Below are 14984 nucleotides of genomic sequence, written 5' to 3'. Positions count from 1 at the left end.
GCAGGTCGCGGCGGGCTCCTAACCGCGGTGCTAAATTCCCGTGCGTGGTGGCGGCAGACACACAGACGCGTCCGCTCGACGTGGCCCTGCTGCCGGCGGCGGGCCCGGACAGCTCGGCCGACCTGATGGCCGCGCTGCGCGCACAGGTCCCGCTGGTCGCGCTCACCCCCGAGGGCCCCCTGTCCCAGCGCATCGCCGCCCGTAGCGACCGGCCCCTGGCCCTGATCCCGGCCGACCTGGTGCTGTCCGCGGTCCCGCTCGGCGCCGTCCTGGACGACCCCCGCCTCGGCTCCGCGGCCCTCGCCGCCCCGGGTCCCGAGCCGGCGAGCTGGCAGTTCCTGGACGTGCTCAAGATCGACGGGCCGGACCGGGCCCGCGCCGCGCAGCTGGCGGAGGAGCTCGAGAACGGGGCGGACGACGTCCCCCTGCTCGAGCTGACCCGCGCCTTGGCCGCGGCCGGGGTCGGGGTCACCCCGGTGCCGCTCACCGGGTACGTCTGGGCGCACCCGCTGGACGCGGCCGAGACCCGTTCGGCCCGGGCCGGGGTGGCGGCGCTGGACGAGCGCTACGTGCGGCTGCGGGAGGCCGCCCGCGGCGGGGACGGCGTCTACTCGACCCTCGTCGTCCGGCGGCTGTCCTGGCGGCTGACCGACCTGGCCCTGCGGCTGGGGGTCACCCCGAACCAGGTGACGGTCGCCTCCCTGCTGATCGGCCTGGGCGCCGCGCTCTGCCTGGCCGCGAGCGGGACCGGCGGCCGGGGCTGGGCGGTGCTCGGCGCCGTCCTGCTGCAGCTGTCCCTGCTGGTCGACTGCGTGGACGGCGAACTGGCCCGGTTCCGCCGCCGGTTCTCCCGGTTCGGGGCCTGGCTCGACGCCAGCACCGACCGGGTCAAGGAGTTCGCCGTGATCGGCGCGCTGGCGTTCGCCTCCGACCGGGCCGGGCACCCGGTCTGGCTGCTGGCGGCCGTCGCCGTGGTGCTGCAGACGTTCCGCAACGAGTTCGAGGTCGGCTGGGGCCTGCAGCGCGGGTACCTGCGCGGCGCGACGCGGCCGAACACGTGGGTGCGCAACGCCGAGCCGCTGCGGTTCAACCGCATCGCCCGCCCCGACCCCGGCTTCTCGTGGGTCCGCCGGCTCGGGCACTTCCCGGTGGGGGAGCGGTTCCTGCTGATCAGCGTGGCCGCCGCCGTCTGGACGCCGCGCGGCACGCTGGCCCTGCTGGTCGCGGGCGGGGCCCTGGCCGCCGGGTACATGCTGGCCGCGTTCGCCGTGCGGCGGCGGTCCTCGTCCGTGGACGCCCCGAAGCTGGCCGCGCTGTTCGCGGGCGGTCCCGTCCTCGGCCCGGCGCTGCGCCGGGCCACGGTCGAGGCGACGGCCTTCGCGGCGCTGGCCCCTGCGGTGCTGGCGGTGGCCGAGCTGGTCGCCCTGTGGGTCCTGGTCGAGCGGGTCGACGTCGCCCCCGAGGCGGCCCTCGCGCTGGTGACGGCCACGGCCCTGGCCCACTACCTGCACGTCTACGGGGTCCGGGACGGCGCGGCCGCGGTTCGCCGTGGCACCGGTACTGATGGCAGGCTGCTGCTCGCCCTCGTGCTGGGGGTCGTCAGCACGCTCGCCCCGCGGGTCGCGACGCCCGGTACCTGGCTGCTGGCCGCGCTGGTGCTCGTCGAGGCGGTCGTGGGCAGCCTGCGGGACTGGACAGACGATGACTCACGAGTCACCGTCGAGACACGGACTGTCGAAGGAGCCTCGTGAACCCGGCCACCGAGCCCGCTCCCGGACCGGCCCTGGCGCAGCGGCCCGAGCACCCGACCATCGCGCAGATCCGCGAGATCGGGCAGCCGGAGCACGTGCGCAGCCGGGCCGCCGCCGAGCACTGGGTGGCGCACGCCTACCTGCGGCAGATCTCGCCCTACCTGACCCGGCCCCTGCTGGCCGCGGGGGCGTCGGCGAACGCGGTGACCTGGCTGATGATCGCGGCGGCCGCCGCGTCGGCGGTGGCCACCACGTGGGTCGGCATCGGCGGGGCGGTGCTGGCCGCCCTGCTCGTGCAGCTGCAGATGCTGCTCGACTGCTGCGACGGGGAGGTCGCCCGCTGGCGCCAGACGTCGTCCCCCCTGGGCATCTACCTCGACCGGGTCGGGCACTACGTGGCCGAGTGCGGCATCGCGCTGGCCCTCGGCGTCCGGGTCGCGACCGGTGGCGGGTTCGGCGCCGGGCCGCTCGTGACCGCTTCCGGGACGGGCGCTTTCGAGCGGTTGCTGGCCACGCTGGCCGACCCGGCGCTGTTCGCCGGGGCCGTGCTGGCCCTGCTGGTGGCGTTGAACAAGGTCGAGAACGACCTGGTGCACGTCTCGCGGGGGCAGTACGGGATGACCGCCATGAAGGACGCCGAGGCCGTGCGGGTGCCCACGGTGGGACTCGTCCGGCGGCTACGGGGTATGGCCAAGATCGTGCCGTTCCACCGCGTGTTCCACTCCGTCGAGCTGTCCCTGCTGGTCCTGGCCGCCGCCGTCGTCGACCTGGCGCTCGGCTCGCACACCGCGACCCAGGTGCTGCTCGGCGGCCTGCTGGTCGCCGCGCTGGTGACGGTCGCGGGGCACCTGGCCGCGGTGCTGAACTCGGCGCGGCTGCGGTGAGCGGGGTGGACGAGGCCGTGGATCCCACCGGCACCGCCGAGGCGGCGCCGCCGCAGGTCGCCCGGTTCGGCGTCGTCGTCCTGACCCAGGGCAAGCGCCCCGACGACCTGCACCGCGCGCTCGAGTCGCTCCTCGCCCAGCGCGGCGTCGAGATCGACGCGGTCGTGGTCGGCAACGGCTGGGAACCGACCGGGCTGCCGCCGGGCGTACGTGGGCTGGGCCTGCCCGAGAACCTGGGCATCCCCGCCGGCCGCAACGCCGGCGTCCCGCACGTGCGCGGTGAACTGCTGTTCTTCCTGGACGACGACGCCTCGCTCCCGACCCCTGACACCCTGGCCCGGCTGGCCGCCAAGTTCGCGGCCGACTCGTCGCTGGGGCTGATCCAGCCCCGGGTGGAGGCCGCCGACGGCACGCCGGCCCCGCGCCGCTGGACGCCGCGGTTGCGGGTGGGTGACCCGGCCCGCAGCTCCGACGTGGTGGCCGTCTGGGAGGGCGGCGTGGCCATGCGCCGCTCGGTGTTCGACGCGACCGACGGCTGGCCCGGCGAGTTCTGGTACGCCCACGAGGGCATCGAGCTGGCCTGGCGGGTCTGGGACGCCGGGTACCGGGTCTTCTACGACGGCGACATCGTGGTGAACCACCCGGTGATCGCGCCGACCCGGCACGGCGAGTACTACCGGCTCTCGGCCCGCAACCGGGTCTGGTTGGCCCGGCGGAACCTGCCGTTCCCCGTGGGCGTGCTCTACGTGAGTGTGTGGGCGCTGATCACGGCCGTGCGGCTGCGCAAGCGGGCCGACGCGCGCGAGGTGGCCAAGGGCTACTGGGAGGGCGTCCGCGACGAGGCGGGCGGGCGACGGCGGATCAGCTGGCGCACCGTCTGGCGGATGACGCGCGCGGGCCGTCCCCCCGTCATCTAGTTCGTGATCAAGGAAAGTTCCAGTCTGACCCGAAGTGTTCGTCGTGGGGCGGGTGCCGTATCAGACTGGAACTTTCCTTGATCACGAACAGAGGTTCGTAACACGGCTGACCTGTGCGTTCGGCCATGATGAGCGCGTGCCCGAGCCGCTCAAGGACCACGTCATCGTGTGCGGGCTGCACGAGGAGGGGCTGCGCACGATCGAGCAGATGCACGGGTCGGGCGTACCGGTCGTCGTGGTCGACGACCACCCCGACCGGCGGCTGGTCCGGATCGTTCAGGGCTGGGACGTCCCGTGGCTGGAGCTCGACGCCCGGCTGCCCGAGACCCTGCGCGCCGCCGGGATCGAGACCGCGGTCGCGCTGATCTCCGTCGACAGCGACGACCTGCACACCCTCGAGACGACCCTGCTGGCCCGGGAGCTGCGCCCGGACCTGCGGATCGTCGTCCAGATCCGCAACCCGGCCGTGGGCCGGGCGGTCGCCGCGACCGGGGCCGCCGTGCTCGACGTGGCCCGGCTGTCGGCGCCGTCGCTGGTCGAGGCCTGCGTGCGCGGCGGCGCGCACGAGCTGGAGCTGGCCGGGCAGAGGTTCGTCGTGGCCACCGTGCGGCCGCCGCGGCGCGCCACCCTGCGCGAGCTGTACGGCGACCTCGCCCCCGTGGCGGTCGAACCGCGGGACGACGGTCCGCCCGTCCTCTGCCCCGGGCGCGACGTGTCGGTCGGCCCCGGTGATTCCGTCACCGTCCTCGGTTCGCCGGCGCAGCTGCGGGCGGCCGGCGTACGGGTGGCCCGGTTCGCCGAACCGGAGGAGCCGGCGGTCGGGACGACGGGGGCCCGGTACGGCGGGGCCGCGGCGGCCGCGCGCCGGGCCGAGAGCGATTCGTCCTCAGCCGGTTTCGGGGCGGTCCGGCAGTGGTTCGCGCAGTTGCAGCGGTCGGCGGCGCAGGCCCTCGACGCCCGGCTGCGGTGGATCCTCGTCGGGTTGGTCGCGCTGATCGCCCTGTCGACGACCGTCCTGCACCTCGGGTACCGCGAACCCGAGGGGGAGGGCATGTCGGTGCTCGACGCGCTCTACTTCACCGTCGAGACGATCGGCACCGTCGGCTACGGCGACTTCTACTTCCGCGACGAGCCGACCTGGCTGCGGATCTACGCGATCTGCCTGATGCTGGTCGGCGCGATGCTGGCCACGGTGTTCTTCGCGCTGATCACGAACGTGCTGGTCAGCCGGCAGATCCAGGAGTCGCTGGGCCGGTTGCGGGTGACCCGGCTGTCCGGGCACGTGGTGGTCGTGGGGCTCGGGGCGATCGGCATCCGGGTGGTCGAGCTGCTCGTCCGGCAGGACCTGAAGGTCGTGGTGGTCGAGTCCGACGAGGGCAACCGGTACCTCGCGCACGCGAAGGCGCTCGGGGTCCCGGTGGTGGCCGGCGACGCGACGCAGCCCGACACGCTGGCCGCGGTGCACCTCACCCACGCCCGGGCGGTCGCGGTGGTGACCAGCAACGACCTGGTCAACATCGAGACCGGGCTCGCGGTGAACGACGTGCTCGGTGACCGGCGCAGCGACGTGCCGCTCGTGCTGCGGCTCTTCGACCGCAACCTGGCCCGCACGGTGGAGCGCAGCTTCGGCTTCGACTCGGTGCGCTCGACCGCGGCGCTGGCCGCCCCCTGGTTCGTCGGGGCCGCGCTCGGTCTCGATGTGCAGAACACCTTCTACGTCGCCGATACCCCGATGCTGGTCGCCGCGTTGACCGTGGCGCCCGGCAGCGGTCTCGACGGGCTGGCCATGCGCGAGCTGGCGGCCAGCACGCGGGTGGTCGCGCTGGCCCGGGCCCACGGGGCGCTGGAGTACCCGCCGCGGCGCGACACCCGGTTCGCCGCCGGAGACGTCGCCTACCTGGTCGGCCCCTACGACGAGCTGCTCGCCGTCCTGCGTACGGACCGCTCCCGCGAAGCCTCCGCGCGCGCTAACCCCCGAGACCCAGGCCGCCGGCGACCTTGATGTTCTGGCCGGTGACGTAGCTCGCGCCGTCCGAGGCGAGGAACGCCACCACCTCGGCGATCTCACGTGGGGTGCCCAGGCGGTCGAACTGCTCGGGCAGTACCCGCCGGCCGAGGCGCTGCGCCGCTGGAACCACGACTTCGTGGACTGGGCCCGGACCAAGCACGGGATGACCGAGACCCTGCGCAGCCTGATGGCCGCCGGCCGGCTCGAGGCGGGGCCGATGCGCGCCAACCCGGTCCGCGTCGTCGAGCGGTTCCTCAGGGCCGGCGCTGTCGCGGGCGATCTGCGCCCCGACGTCCGTGCCGACGACGTCGCGGCGCTGCTGGCCGGGGTGATGGCGGTGGCCGCACCCGAGCACCGGGCCCAGGCGATCCGGCTCTGCGACCTCGTGACCGACGGGCTCCGCAGCACCTGACGCCGAAGATCACCGGGCCGGTGCACCGAACTCGAGTCGTACTCGCGATCGGCGCACTCGAACGGTGATCTTGGAGTGGGGTGGCAGGGTGGAGGAGTGAATCGCCTCGGGCAGTCCACCTCGCCGTACCTGCAGCAGCACCGGGACAACCCGGTCGACTGGTGGGAGTGGTCCGACGCGGCGTTCGAGGCCGCCCGCGAGCGGGACGTACCCGTCCTGCTCAGCATCGGGTACGCCGCCTGTCACTGGTGCCACGTGATGGCCCACGAGTCGTTCGAGGACGAGGCGACCGCGGCCCAGATGAACGCGTCGTTCGTCAACGTCAAGGTGGACCGGGAGGAACGACCGGACGTCGACGCGGTCTACATGGCGGCCACCCAGGCGCTGACCGGCCAGGGCGGCTGGCCGATGACGGTCTTCCTCACCCCCGAGGGCCGGCCGTTCTACGCGGGCACCTACTTCCCGAACCGGCCGCACCCGCAGCTGCCCTCGTTCCGGCAGCTGCTCACGGCGATCGAGGAGACCTGGCGCGACCGGCGCCCCGAGGTCCTCCAGGCCAGTGCGGGGATTGCGGAAGCGCTCGCCGAGCGGACGATTCCGACCCTGGACGGCGTCCCCTCGCCCGGGTTGCTGGCCGAGGCGGTGCGCATCCTGGCCGGGCAGGAGGACGCCGCGCGCGGCGGGTTCGGCGGAGCGCCCAAGTTTCCGCCGTCCATGGTGCTGGAGTTCCTGCTCCGGCACGCCGCGACACCGTCCGAAACAGCCTCCACCGCAGGCGGTATCGCCGACCGGACGCTGACCGCGATGGCCCGCGGCGGCATCTACGACCAGGTCGCGGGTGGGTTCGCCCGCTACAGCGTCGACGCCGCCTGGGTGGTGCCCCACTTCGAGAAGATGCTCTACGACAACGCCCAGCTGGCTCGCGTCTACCTGCACCACTGGCGGCTCACCGGCAGCCCGCAGAGCGCCCGGATCGCGCTCGAGACATGCGATTTCATCGTCCGCGACCTCAGCACCGCGCAGGGCGGGTTCGCCTCCTCGCTGGACGCCGACACGGACGGCGAGGAGGGCCTGACCTACGTCTGGACCCCCGAGCAACTGGTCGAGGTGCTCGGCCCGGACGACGGGGCCTGGGCGGCCGAGCTGCTCGCCGTCACCGGCCGGGGCACGTTCGAGAAGGGCACCTCCACGCTGCAACTCACCCGCCTGGTGGACGGCACGCCCGACGCCGACCGCTGGACCGATGCCCGCGCCCGCCTCGCCGCGCACCGGGCCGGCCGCCCGCAGCCCGGTCTTGACGACAAGGTGGTGGCCGCCTGGAACGGGCTGGCCGTCGCCGCGCTGGCCGAGACCGGCGTCCTGCTCGAGCGACCCGACCTGCTCGAGGCGGCGACCCGCGCCGCCGACCTGCTGCTCGGCGTCCACCTGGTCGACGACCGCCTGCGCCGGGTCAGTCGCGACGGCACCGTCGGCGCGCCGGCCGGTGTCCTGGAGGACTACGCCGACCTGGCCGAGGGCCTGCTCACGCTGCACGCGACGACCACCAGCGAGACCGGCGCCGCCCGGTGGCTCGCGGCGGCCGGAAGCCTGCTCGACGTCGTCCTGGCCCAGTTCCTCGACGCCGACGGCCTGCACGACACCCCCGCCGACGGCACGGACGCGGCGCTGGCCGCCGTCCGCCGCCCGGCCGACCCGTCCGACAACGCCTACCCGTCCGGGACGTCCGCGGCGGCCGGCGCCCTGCTCGCCTACGGCGCGCTGACCGGCTCGGCCCGGCACACCGAGGCGGGAGAGCGGGCGCTCGGGGTGACGAAGGCGCTGGCCGCCCGCTCACCCCAGGCCGTCGGCTGGGGGCTGGCGGTCGCTCAGGCCCTCGTCGCGGGGCCGCGGGAGGTGGCCGTCGCGGGCCCCGCGGGCCCGGGACGCGACGCGCTGCAGGGCGCCGCGCTGGCCTCCACCCGCCCGGGGCTCGTGATCAGTGCCGGGACGCCGGACGCGGCCGGGGTGCCGCTGCTCGCCGACCGGGGTGGCTCGGACGCGCCCCGGGCCTTCGTCTGCGAGAACTTCGCCTGCCGGCTGCCCGTGGGCACGGTGGCGGAGCTGACCGCCCAGCTCAGTTCGTGATCATGCAGAAACGTTGACGCCGGAGCGCGCGAGACCGGCCGGGCGTGTCCCAGCGCGTCAACGTTTCTGCATGATCACGAACCGGGGGGCTAGAGGCGTCAGCTGGGGACCGACCCCACGGCGATGGCCGCGCCCACCCAGTGGGCCAGGAACGCGGCCACGGTGAAGGCGTGGAACAGCTCGTGGAAGCCGAACCACCGCGGGCTCGGGTTGGGCCGCTTGGTGCCGTAGATGATCGCCCCCACGGTGTAGAAGAGGCCGCCCACCAGGATCAACGTGACGATGGCGACGGCGTGCCCGGGCGCGGCCCAGAACTCGGGCAGGTAGACGACGGCCACCCAGCCGAGCGCGATGTACACGGGCACGTACAGCCAGCGCGGGGCGCCGACCCACAGCACCCGGAAGGCGACCCCGGCCAGGGCGCCCGACCAGACGATCCACAGCAGCGTGCGGGCCGGGCCCGGGGCCAGGAGCAGCACGCTGAACGGCGTGTAGGTGCCGGCGATGATCAGGAAGATGTTCGCGTGGTCCATCCGCTTCAGCAGGCGGGTGGTCCGGGGGCTCCAGTGGCCGCGGTGGTACAGCGCGCTCACCCCGAAGAGCAGGGACGCCGTCACCGCGAACACCGCCGAGGCCACCCGGACGCGGCCCTCGGGGGAGACCAGCACCAGGACGGCGCCCAGGGTCACCGCCAGCGGGAAGGTGCCCGCGTGCAGCCAGCCCCGCAGCTTGGGTTTGACCAGTTCGGCCTTCTCGCGGACGGTCTGCTGGGCCAGTTCGGCCTTCTCGCGGACCTGATCCTTGACCTCGCGGACGGTCTGATGGGCCTGACCGAGACGGTCCTCGAGGCGCCCCACCAGCCGTTCCGGCGGGTTCTCACCCGTCCGTTCGTTCTCGCGCTCGACCTCGCCCATCCGCCCACGGTAGCGAGGTCTGCTGTGAGTGACATCCGGCGGAGGCGCCCCATCACTCGTTCGTCTGCCGATACCGTGGCCGACATGGGCCTGCGCCAGCTGCTGTACCGCGCCTACGAGCGCCGGATCACCGCGGTCCTGACCCCGTCGGCGGTCCCCCGGCACATCGGGGTCATCCTCGACGGCAACCGCCGCTGGGCCAAGCAGCTGGGCGCCGCGACCGCCGAGGGGCACCGGGCGGGCGGCGACAAGATCCTCGAGTTCCTCGGCTGGTGCGACGAGCTCGGGGTCGAGGTCGTCACCCTGTTCATGCTGTCCACCGACAACCTGGTCGGCCGCTCGCCCCGCGAGCTGACCGACATCCTGGGCATCAGCGAGGACGTGGCGGCCCGCATCGCCGGCACCGGCCGCTGGCACGTCCACCCCGTCGGCGCGCTCGACCTGCTGCCTGCGGCCACCGCCAGCCGGTTGAAGGAGCTGGAGGCGGGCAGCCGGGCCAACACCGGCGGGCACGTGAACATCGCCATCGGCTACGGCGGCCGGCGCGAGATCGCCGACGCCGTGCGCTCCCTGCTGCAGTCGCACGCCGCGCAGGGCACCTCGATCGAGGAGCTCGCCGAGATCCTCGACGTCGAGCACATCGCCGAGCACCTCTACACGCGCGGCCAGCCCGACCCCGACCTGGTCATCCGCACCTCGGGCGAGCAGCGGCTGTCGGGGTTCCTGCTCTGGCAGAGCGCGCACAGCGAGTTCTCGTTCGTCGAGGCCCTGTGGCCCGACTTCCGCCGGGTCGACTTCCTGCGCGCGCTGCGCAACTACGCGGAACGCGAACGCCGCTACGGCGCCTGAGTTCCCGGCTCCTCGTGCGGGGTGGACTTGTCGCCCTCCGGATGGCCGGTCATGGCCACCGCGAGCTCGCCGGGCACGACGTCGGGCCCGATGTGCGGCAGCCGGACGCCGACCGGCGAGTGCTGGCGGTGCGCCTCGACGGCGGTGCGGTGGTACTCCTCCAGCTCCTCGCGGACGCCCTCGGCCCGGTAGGGACGGCCGTCCACCAGCGGGCCCTGGGTGCCTTCGAGAACGGCGACGACGTCCTCGCCGGTGAGGGTCTTGTGGAACTCCAGCGCGTGCGTGAGAGCCAGCACCTGCAGGCGGTTCTCGGTCAGGATGGCGGCGGCCTGCTCGAGGTGCTTGTGCAGGTTCCGCTCGATCCGGGCGCCCAGCGCGCCGCCGCCCGGCTCCTCCTTCTTCGCCGCCTCGGCGTCCGGCCCGTCGCCCTCGGGGCCGCCTGGACCGCGGCCCGGTTCGGGGCCGCCGCCCCCGCCGCCGATGCCCAGTCGCTGCAGCGCGGGCAGCGAGCTGATGCCCGCGCCCATGCCCCAGTGCGACTCCATCAGGGCGGTGAGGTGCGTGGCGCTCTCGAGGTCGCCCGACACCCCCGAAGAACTGTCGCCGCCGAAGAACATCCGCTCGCCCGCCAGCGACGCGACGCTCACGAGGATGTCGCTCTCGTACTCCGACCGCCACCGGGTGAACAGTTCTTCGGACGGGATCGACTTCACCATGCCGAGGTAGTCGCTGCCCTTCTCGATGGTGGCGAGGTCGATGTCCAGGTGCCGGCGCGTGGCCCAGGCGAGCACGGCGTGGCAGGCCTCGTGCAGGGCCGTGGCGTGGCGTTCCCGCTCCACGTACTCGACGTCCTCGCCGGGCCCCAGGTCCTTCAGGTGCTTGGCCCGGATCACGTCCTTCCAGACGATCGTCTCCCGGCCGTCGCGGATGGCGCTGATCAACGCCTCGTTGACGAGGTCCTTGATGGTCGCGCCCGTGGCGTAGGGGGTGATCGTGGCGAGCTTGTCGATCTGCTCGTCGGTGAGTTCGTGCGTGGTCTTGTCGAAGTACCCCTGGTACGTGCGGATGCGCCCGGCCTTGCTCGGGTAACCGACCCGGTAGATGCGGTCGATGCGGCCCGGACGCAGCAGCGCCGGGTCGAGCGAATCCGGCTGGTTGCTGGCCATCATCACGAGGATCCGGTACTTCGGCGGCGGTTTGGGACGCATGCCCAGCGTGCGCCGGACGACGCGGTTCACGAAACCGCGCGGCTTCTTCAGCCCCGACAGTTCGCTCAGCAGGGCCTGCAGGGTGCCCATGTCGCCGCCGAAGCCGCCGCGACCGCCACCGCCGGGGACGACGAACCGCGACGAGCCCGGGCCCGTCGCGTTCGGGCTCATCCCGGCGCGGGCCAGGACCTCCTGGGCGTGGCCCGACAGATGACCGAATCCGTTGCAGCCGGCCGCGTCCCACGCCGCCGACTGTGCGCCCGCGGGGGTGGCGGTCGCGACCGCGCCGCCCCGGTTGCCCAGCGAGTCGGCCTCGTCGAAGAAGACGATGACGCCGCCGTAGCGCAGCGCCAGCTTCCGCAGCTTCCGGAACAGCGCCTTGACCTTCAGGATGCCGACGCCGAAGAACATGGCCTGGAACGCGCCCGGGTCGACGGCCACGTACGGCTTGCCCGTCTCACCCGCGACGGCCTCGGCCATCAGCGTCTTGCCGGTGCCGGGCGGGCCCCACAGCAAGATGCCCGACGGCACGTGGCCGCCGCGGTCCTCGATCGACTCGGGGTTCTCCAGCAGCAGCATGTTCTCCTGCACGCGAGCCACCACGTGGTCCTGGCCCCACACGTCGCTGAACCGGGTCTCGATGTCGTCGGGGAAGTGGGTCTCGACGCCGCCCCGCGACATGAACCAGAAGATGGCGACGAACTGCATGATCCCGAAGACCATGATGAACACGATCTGCGCGATCATCGGCATCGCCTGCCAGATGAGCGCCGGGGCCTGGAAGAGCGCCCCCACCGGTGAGGTGCCCAGGACCTTGCCGAGCACGATCGCGATGACCACGATCCAGAACACCCAGGTGATCGCCCGGGTGAGACGGAACCGGGTCCACGCCGTGAACCGACGCTGGGTCCACCTCTCGAAACCGGCGAAGACGCGCTCGGTCCAGAGCCGGTTGTAGGCCGGGTTCCGCTCGCTGATCAGGAAGTGCAGCTGTCGCACGGCCTCGAGGCCGAGCAGCCACAGCAGCCACTGCTGGCTCGCCGTCTCCTGCGCGAAGGCGTCGCCCCACGACCCGAGTGGCTCGATCTGCAGGTACTCGTTCCAGACCAGGACGCCGAACAGCGCCGCGATCAGCAACAGGAACTTGAATCGGTCGAACGGCGTCATCGGCTTGCGGGTGCCGCGCCGCTTCCAGTCCGGCTCCGGGCGGGTCTTCACTTCCCGCTGCGAACCGCTCAGCTGACTGGGGGTGCTCATCGGTTCCTCCGGAGGTGGCTGATGCGCTTCGGGGTGCGGTCGGCTGTGCTCACAGCTTCACCCGCAACGAGGACACGACCTGGTCGATCTCCCGGCCGCGGTCGCTGAAACACGCCTGCGAGCAGTGCACCATGACGATGTGGACGCGGCTCAGGCCCGGGTCGGTGACCGCGATCTTGTCGTAGATCTCGGTATGGCCCAGCAGGGTGCGGCTGAATACGAGGTGGACGCCGCGCTCGGTCGGCGTGGTGATGGTCTTGTAGCGCAGCAGCAACGACGTGACGTACGTGTCTCCCGTCGTCCCGCTCGTGGCCTCGGTGCCGTCGGTCGTCGCGGCACCGGTACTGGCACCGGCACCGGCACCGGCACTGGGGGTGGCGCCCGGCGCGGCCGTCGGTGTGGGGCCGGGGGAGCCGCTCGGGCTGGTGGCGGGTGTGGTGGCGGGTGTGGCGCCGGGGCTCGCCCCCGGGCTCGCGCTCGCGGAGGCGCCGGCCGCGGCCTTCTCCTTGGCCTGCTCCTGCTCGATCTGCTGCACGAGTTGCTGCGCGGCCTGCTGCTCGGCCGCGTCGGGGACCACCGGCACGATGACGTCGCGCAGGAAGTCACCGGTGAGCGACGAGCGTGCGTCGTCGGGGACCTGCAACGTCTGGGCGACCAGCACGGGATCGTCGGCGTACTGCCGGGCCACGTTGTCGATCGACGGCTGCTTCGAGGCGTCGAAGAAGGTCAGCCAGCTGGTCTCCTCGGACGCGGAGTCGCCCGAGGACTTGAGGACGTCGTCCGCGTTCACCTCGGTCCAGCCGGCGGGTAGGCGCATCACGCTGTCGTGCTTGGAGTCGCCGACGAATTGGTAGGCGGGCCGGGAGCAGCCGGCCAGCGCGAGCACGCCGACGCCCACCAGGACGCCGACCCGAACGACGGTCCGCACCGTCACCTCCAGCCTGAGCACAAGCCTGTCCGACGGCAACGGCCGTGCTCGAGCATCGACCGTTGTCGCACGTGAACTTAAGGGTCACTCGCAGGAGTCGATTTCGCACCCCCTCGGAAGACCTTATTCACGTGGACGTAATCCACCCACGTGACCGGCTTGGTGCGGCTGTGAATTGTCTGTTGCTCCGGATGGGTTGACGTCGGCCTGTCGCAATGGCGACGGTTGTGCCACCGCGTAGCGTCGTCGTACCGCCAGGTAACAGCGTCGTCGCCCGGCAGTGCGCTCGTCATCCTCCACCGAGGGGAGTCACCGTGACAGGTTCCGAGCAGAGATCCACCACCCAGGCAGACGCCACGGCCCAGGAGCCGGGCAGCCGGAGAACCTTCGTGCTCGACACGTCGGTCCTGCTGTCCGATCCGCGGGCCGTGCTTCGTTTTGCCGAGCACGAGGTGGTGCTACCGGTTGTCGTGATCATGGAGTTGGAGGGCAAGAGGAACCACCCCGAACTGGGGTACTTCGCCCGGCAGGCCCTGCGCCTGCTGGACGACCTGCGGCTCAAGCACGGCCGGTTGGACGCCCCGATGCCGGTGGGGGAGGTCGGCGGCACGGTCCAGGTCGAGCTGAACCACATCGACGCGACCGTCCTGCCGGCGGGTTTCCGCACCGGTGACCACGACAGCCGGATCCTCGCCGTGGCGCGGAACCTGGCCGACGAGGGGCGTCGGGTCACGCTGGTCAGCAAAGACCTGCCGATGCGGATCAAGGCCTCGTCCGCCGGGGTCGCCGCCGAGGAGTACGAGGCCGGGCAGGCCGTCGAGGTCGGCTGGACCGGCCTCGAAGAGCTGGAGCTCGGGGCGGAGGAGGTCGCCGCTCTCTACGCGGGGGAGTCGCTCGACCTGGACGCCGCCCGCGACCTTCCCTGCCACACCGGCCTGGTCCTGGTCTCACCCAACGGGTCGGCCCTGGGCCGGGTCACCCCGGAGAAGCGGGTCAAGCTGGTCCGCGGCGACCGGGACGTGTTCGGTCTGCACGGGCGCAGCGCCGAGCAGCGGATCGCGATCGACCTGCTGCTCGACTCCGACATCGGGATCGTCTCGCTCGGCGGTCGGGCCGGCACGGGCAAGTCCGCGCTCGCGTTGTGCGCGGGCCTGGAGGCCGTGCTGGAGCGCCGGCAGCACCGCAAGGTCGTGGTGTTCCGCCCGCTGTACGCGGTCGGCGGCCAGGACCTCGGGTACCTGCCGGGCAACGAGGCCGAGAAGATGAACCCGTGGGCCCAGGCGGTCTTCGACACCCTGGGCGCGCTGGTCTCGGAGGAGGTCGTCGACGAGGTCATGGACCGCGGCATGCTCGAGGTCCTGCCGCTGACCCACATCCGCGGGCGGTCCCTGCACGACGCCTTCGTGATCGTCGACGAGGCGCAGAGTCTGGAACGCAACGTCCTCCTGACGGTGCTCTCCCGGATCGGGCAGAACAGCCGCGTCGTGCTCACCCACGACGTCGCCCAGCGGGACAACCTCCGGGTCGGCCGGCACGACGGGGTGGCCGCCGTGATCGAGGCGCTGAAGGGGCACCCGCTGTTCGCCCACGTCACGCTCAACCGCTCGGAGCGCTCGCCGGTGGCGGCGCTGGTCACCGAACTGCTGGAGGGCTTCGTCCCCTGACGGCTGTTCGTGATCATGGAAGAAAGCGGCCCCGGTGGGTCGGCGAGTTCCCCTCGCCGCTCGCTGGG

General features: G+C 72.8%; 12 protein-coding genes. 8 read left to right on the top strand and 4 right to left on the bottom strand.

Features of this window, described 5'->3' with window-relative positions:
* Positions 1–44 precede the first annotated feature (44 nt).
* From ACIB24_RS16110 to ACIB24_RS16095, 4 genes are all read left to right on the top strand, one after another.
* On the top strand, positions 45–1751 hold the full coding sequence (locus tag ACIB24_RS16110) for a CDP-alcohol phosphatidyltransferase family protein (protein WP_398282458.1): 1707 nt from the start codon (positions 45–47) through the stop codon (positions 1749–1751).
* A complete protein-coding gene (locus ACIB24_RS16105) occupies positions 1748–2635 on the top strand; it encodes a CDP-alcohol phosphatidyltransferase family protein (protein ID WP_398282456.1) in 888 nt (295 codons plus the stop codon). Before ACIB24_RS16110 ends, ACIB24_RS16105 begins: the two co-directional genes overlap by 4 nt.
* A gap of 5 nt (positions 2636–2640) precedes the next feature.
* Entirely contained in the window at positions 2641–3552 is a 912-nt protein-coding gene (locus tag ACIB24_RS16100) for a glycosyltransferase family 2 protein (RefSeq protein ID WP_398282454.1), read from the top strand.
* A gap of 136 nt (positions 3553–3688) precedes the next feature.
* Entirely contained in the window at positions 3689–5554 is a 1866-nt protein-coding gene (locus ACIB24_RS16095) for an NAD-binding protein (protein WP_398282452.1), read from the top strand.
* Here ACIB24_RS16095 and ACIB24_RS16090 read toward each other — a convergent pair.
* On the bottom strand, positions 5520–5690 hold the full coding sequence (locus ACIB24_RS16090) for an SDR family oxidoreductase (RefSeq protein ID WP_398282450.1): 171 nt from the start codon (positions 5688–5690) through the stop codon (positions 5520–5522). The genes ACIB24_RS16095 and ACIB24_RS16090 overlap by 35 nt on opposite strands.
* A 6-nt stretch (positions 5691–5696) precedes the next feature.
* Here ACIB24_RS16090 and ACIB24_RS16085 point away from each other — a divergent pair, with 6 nt between their 5' ends.
* Complete coding sequence (locus ACIB24_RS16085; protein ID WP_398282448.1) at positions 5697–5972, top strand: SbtR family transcriptional regulator; 276 nt, start codon at positions 5697–5699, stop codon at positions 5970–5972.
* 96 nt (positions 5973–6068) lie between these two features.
* Positions 6069–8096: a thioredoxin domain-containing protein gene (locus ACIB24_RS16080; RefSeq protein WP_398282446.1), complete on the top strand. Its 2028-nt coding sequence runs from the start codon at positions 6069–6071 to the stop codon at positions 8094–8096.
* Positions 8097–8194: 98 nt separating this feature from the next.
* On the opposite strand, the gene trhA is transcribed toward ACIB24_RS16080, so the two are convergent.
* The gene (gene trhA / locus ACIB24_RS16075) at positions 8195–9010 is read right to left on the bottom strand and encodes a PAQR family membrane homeostasis protein TrhA (protein WP_398282444.1); all 816 of its coding nucleotides are present in this window, start codon (positions 9008–9010) and stop codon (positions 8195–8197) included.
* Between the two features lie 84 nt (positions 9011–9094).
* On the opposite strand from trhA, the gene ACIB24_RS16070 reads away from it, so the two are divergent.
* On the top strand, positions 9095–9859 hold the full coding sequence (locus ACIB24_RS16070; protein WP_398282442.1) for an isoprenyl transferase: 765 nt from the start codon (positions 9095–9097) through the stop codon (positions 9857–9859).
* Here the strand turns inward: ACIB24_RS16070 and ACIB24_RS16065 are convergent.
* Both ACIB24_RS16065 and ACIB24_RS16060 read right to left on the bottom strand, forming a co-directional pair.
* On the bottom strand, positions 9847–12324 hold the full coding sequence (locus ACIB24_RS16065; RefSeq protein WP_398282440.1) for an AAA family ATPase: 2478 nt from the start codon (positions 12322–12324) through the stop codon (positions 9847–9849). The genes ACIB24_RS16070 and ACIB24_RS16065 overlap by 13 nt on opposite strands.
* A 49-nt stretch (positions 12325–12373) precedes the next feature.
* Positions 12374–13252 carry a hypothetical protein gene (locus tag ACIB24_RS16060; RefSeq protein WP_398282439.1) on the bottom strand — a complete coding sequence of 293 codons (879 nt, stop codon included), beginning with the start codon at positions 13250–13252 and terminating at the stop codon, positions 12374–12376.
* A 389-nt stretch (positions 13253–13641) separates the two neighbouring features.
* Between ACIB24_RS16060 and ACIB24_RS16055 the strand changes: the two genes are divergently transcribed.
* Positions 13642–14916 carry a PhoH family protein gene (locus tag ACIB24_RS16055; RefSeq protein WP_398282876.1) on the top strand — a complete coding sequence of 425 codons (1275 nt, stop codon included), beginning with the start codon at positions 13642–13644 and terminating at the stop codon, positions 14914–14916.
* Positions 14917–14984: the final 68 nt, after the last annotated feature.

It is taken from the genome of Spongisporangium articulatum (assembly GCF_044465595.1).
GTDB classification, from domain to species: Bacteria; Actinomycetota; Actinomycetes; order Actinomycetales; family Kineosporiaceae; genus Spongisporangium; species Spongisporangium articulatum.
Note: the sequence above shows the minus strand (reverse complement) of the source record. Positions and strands in the feature narration are given on the sequence as shown.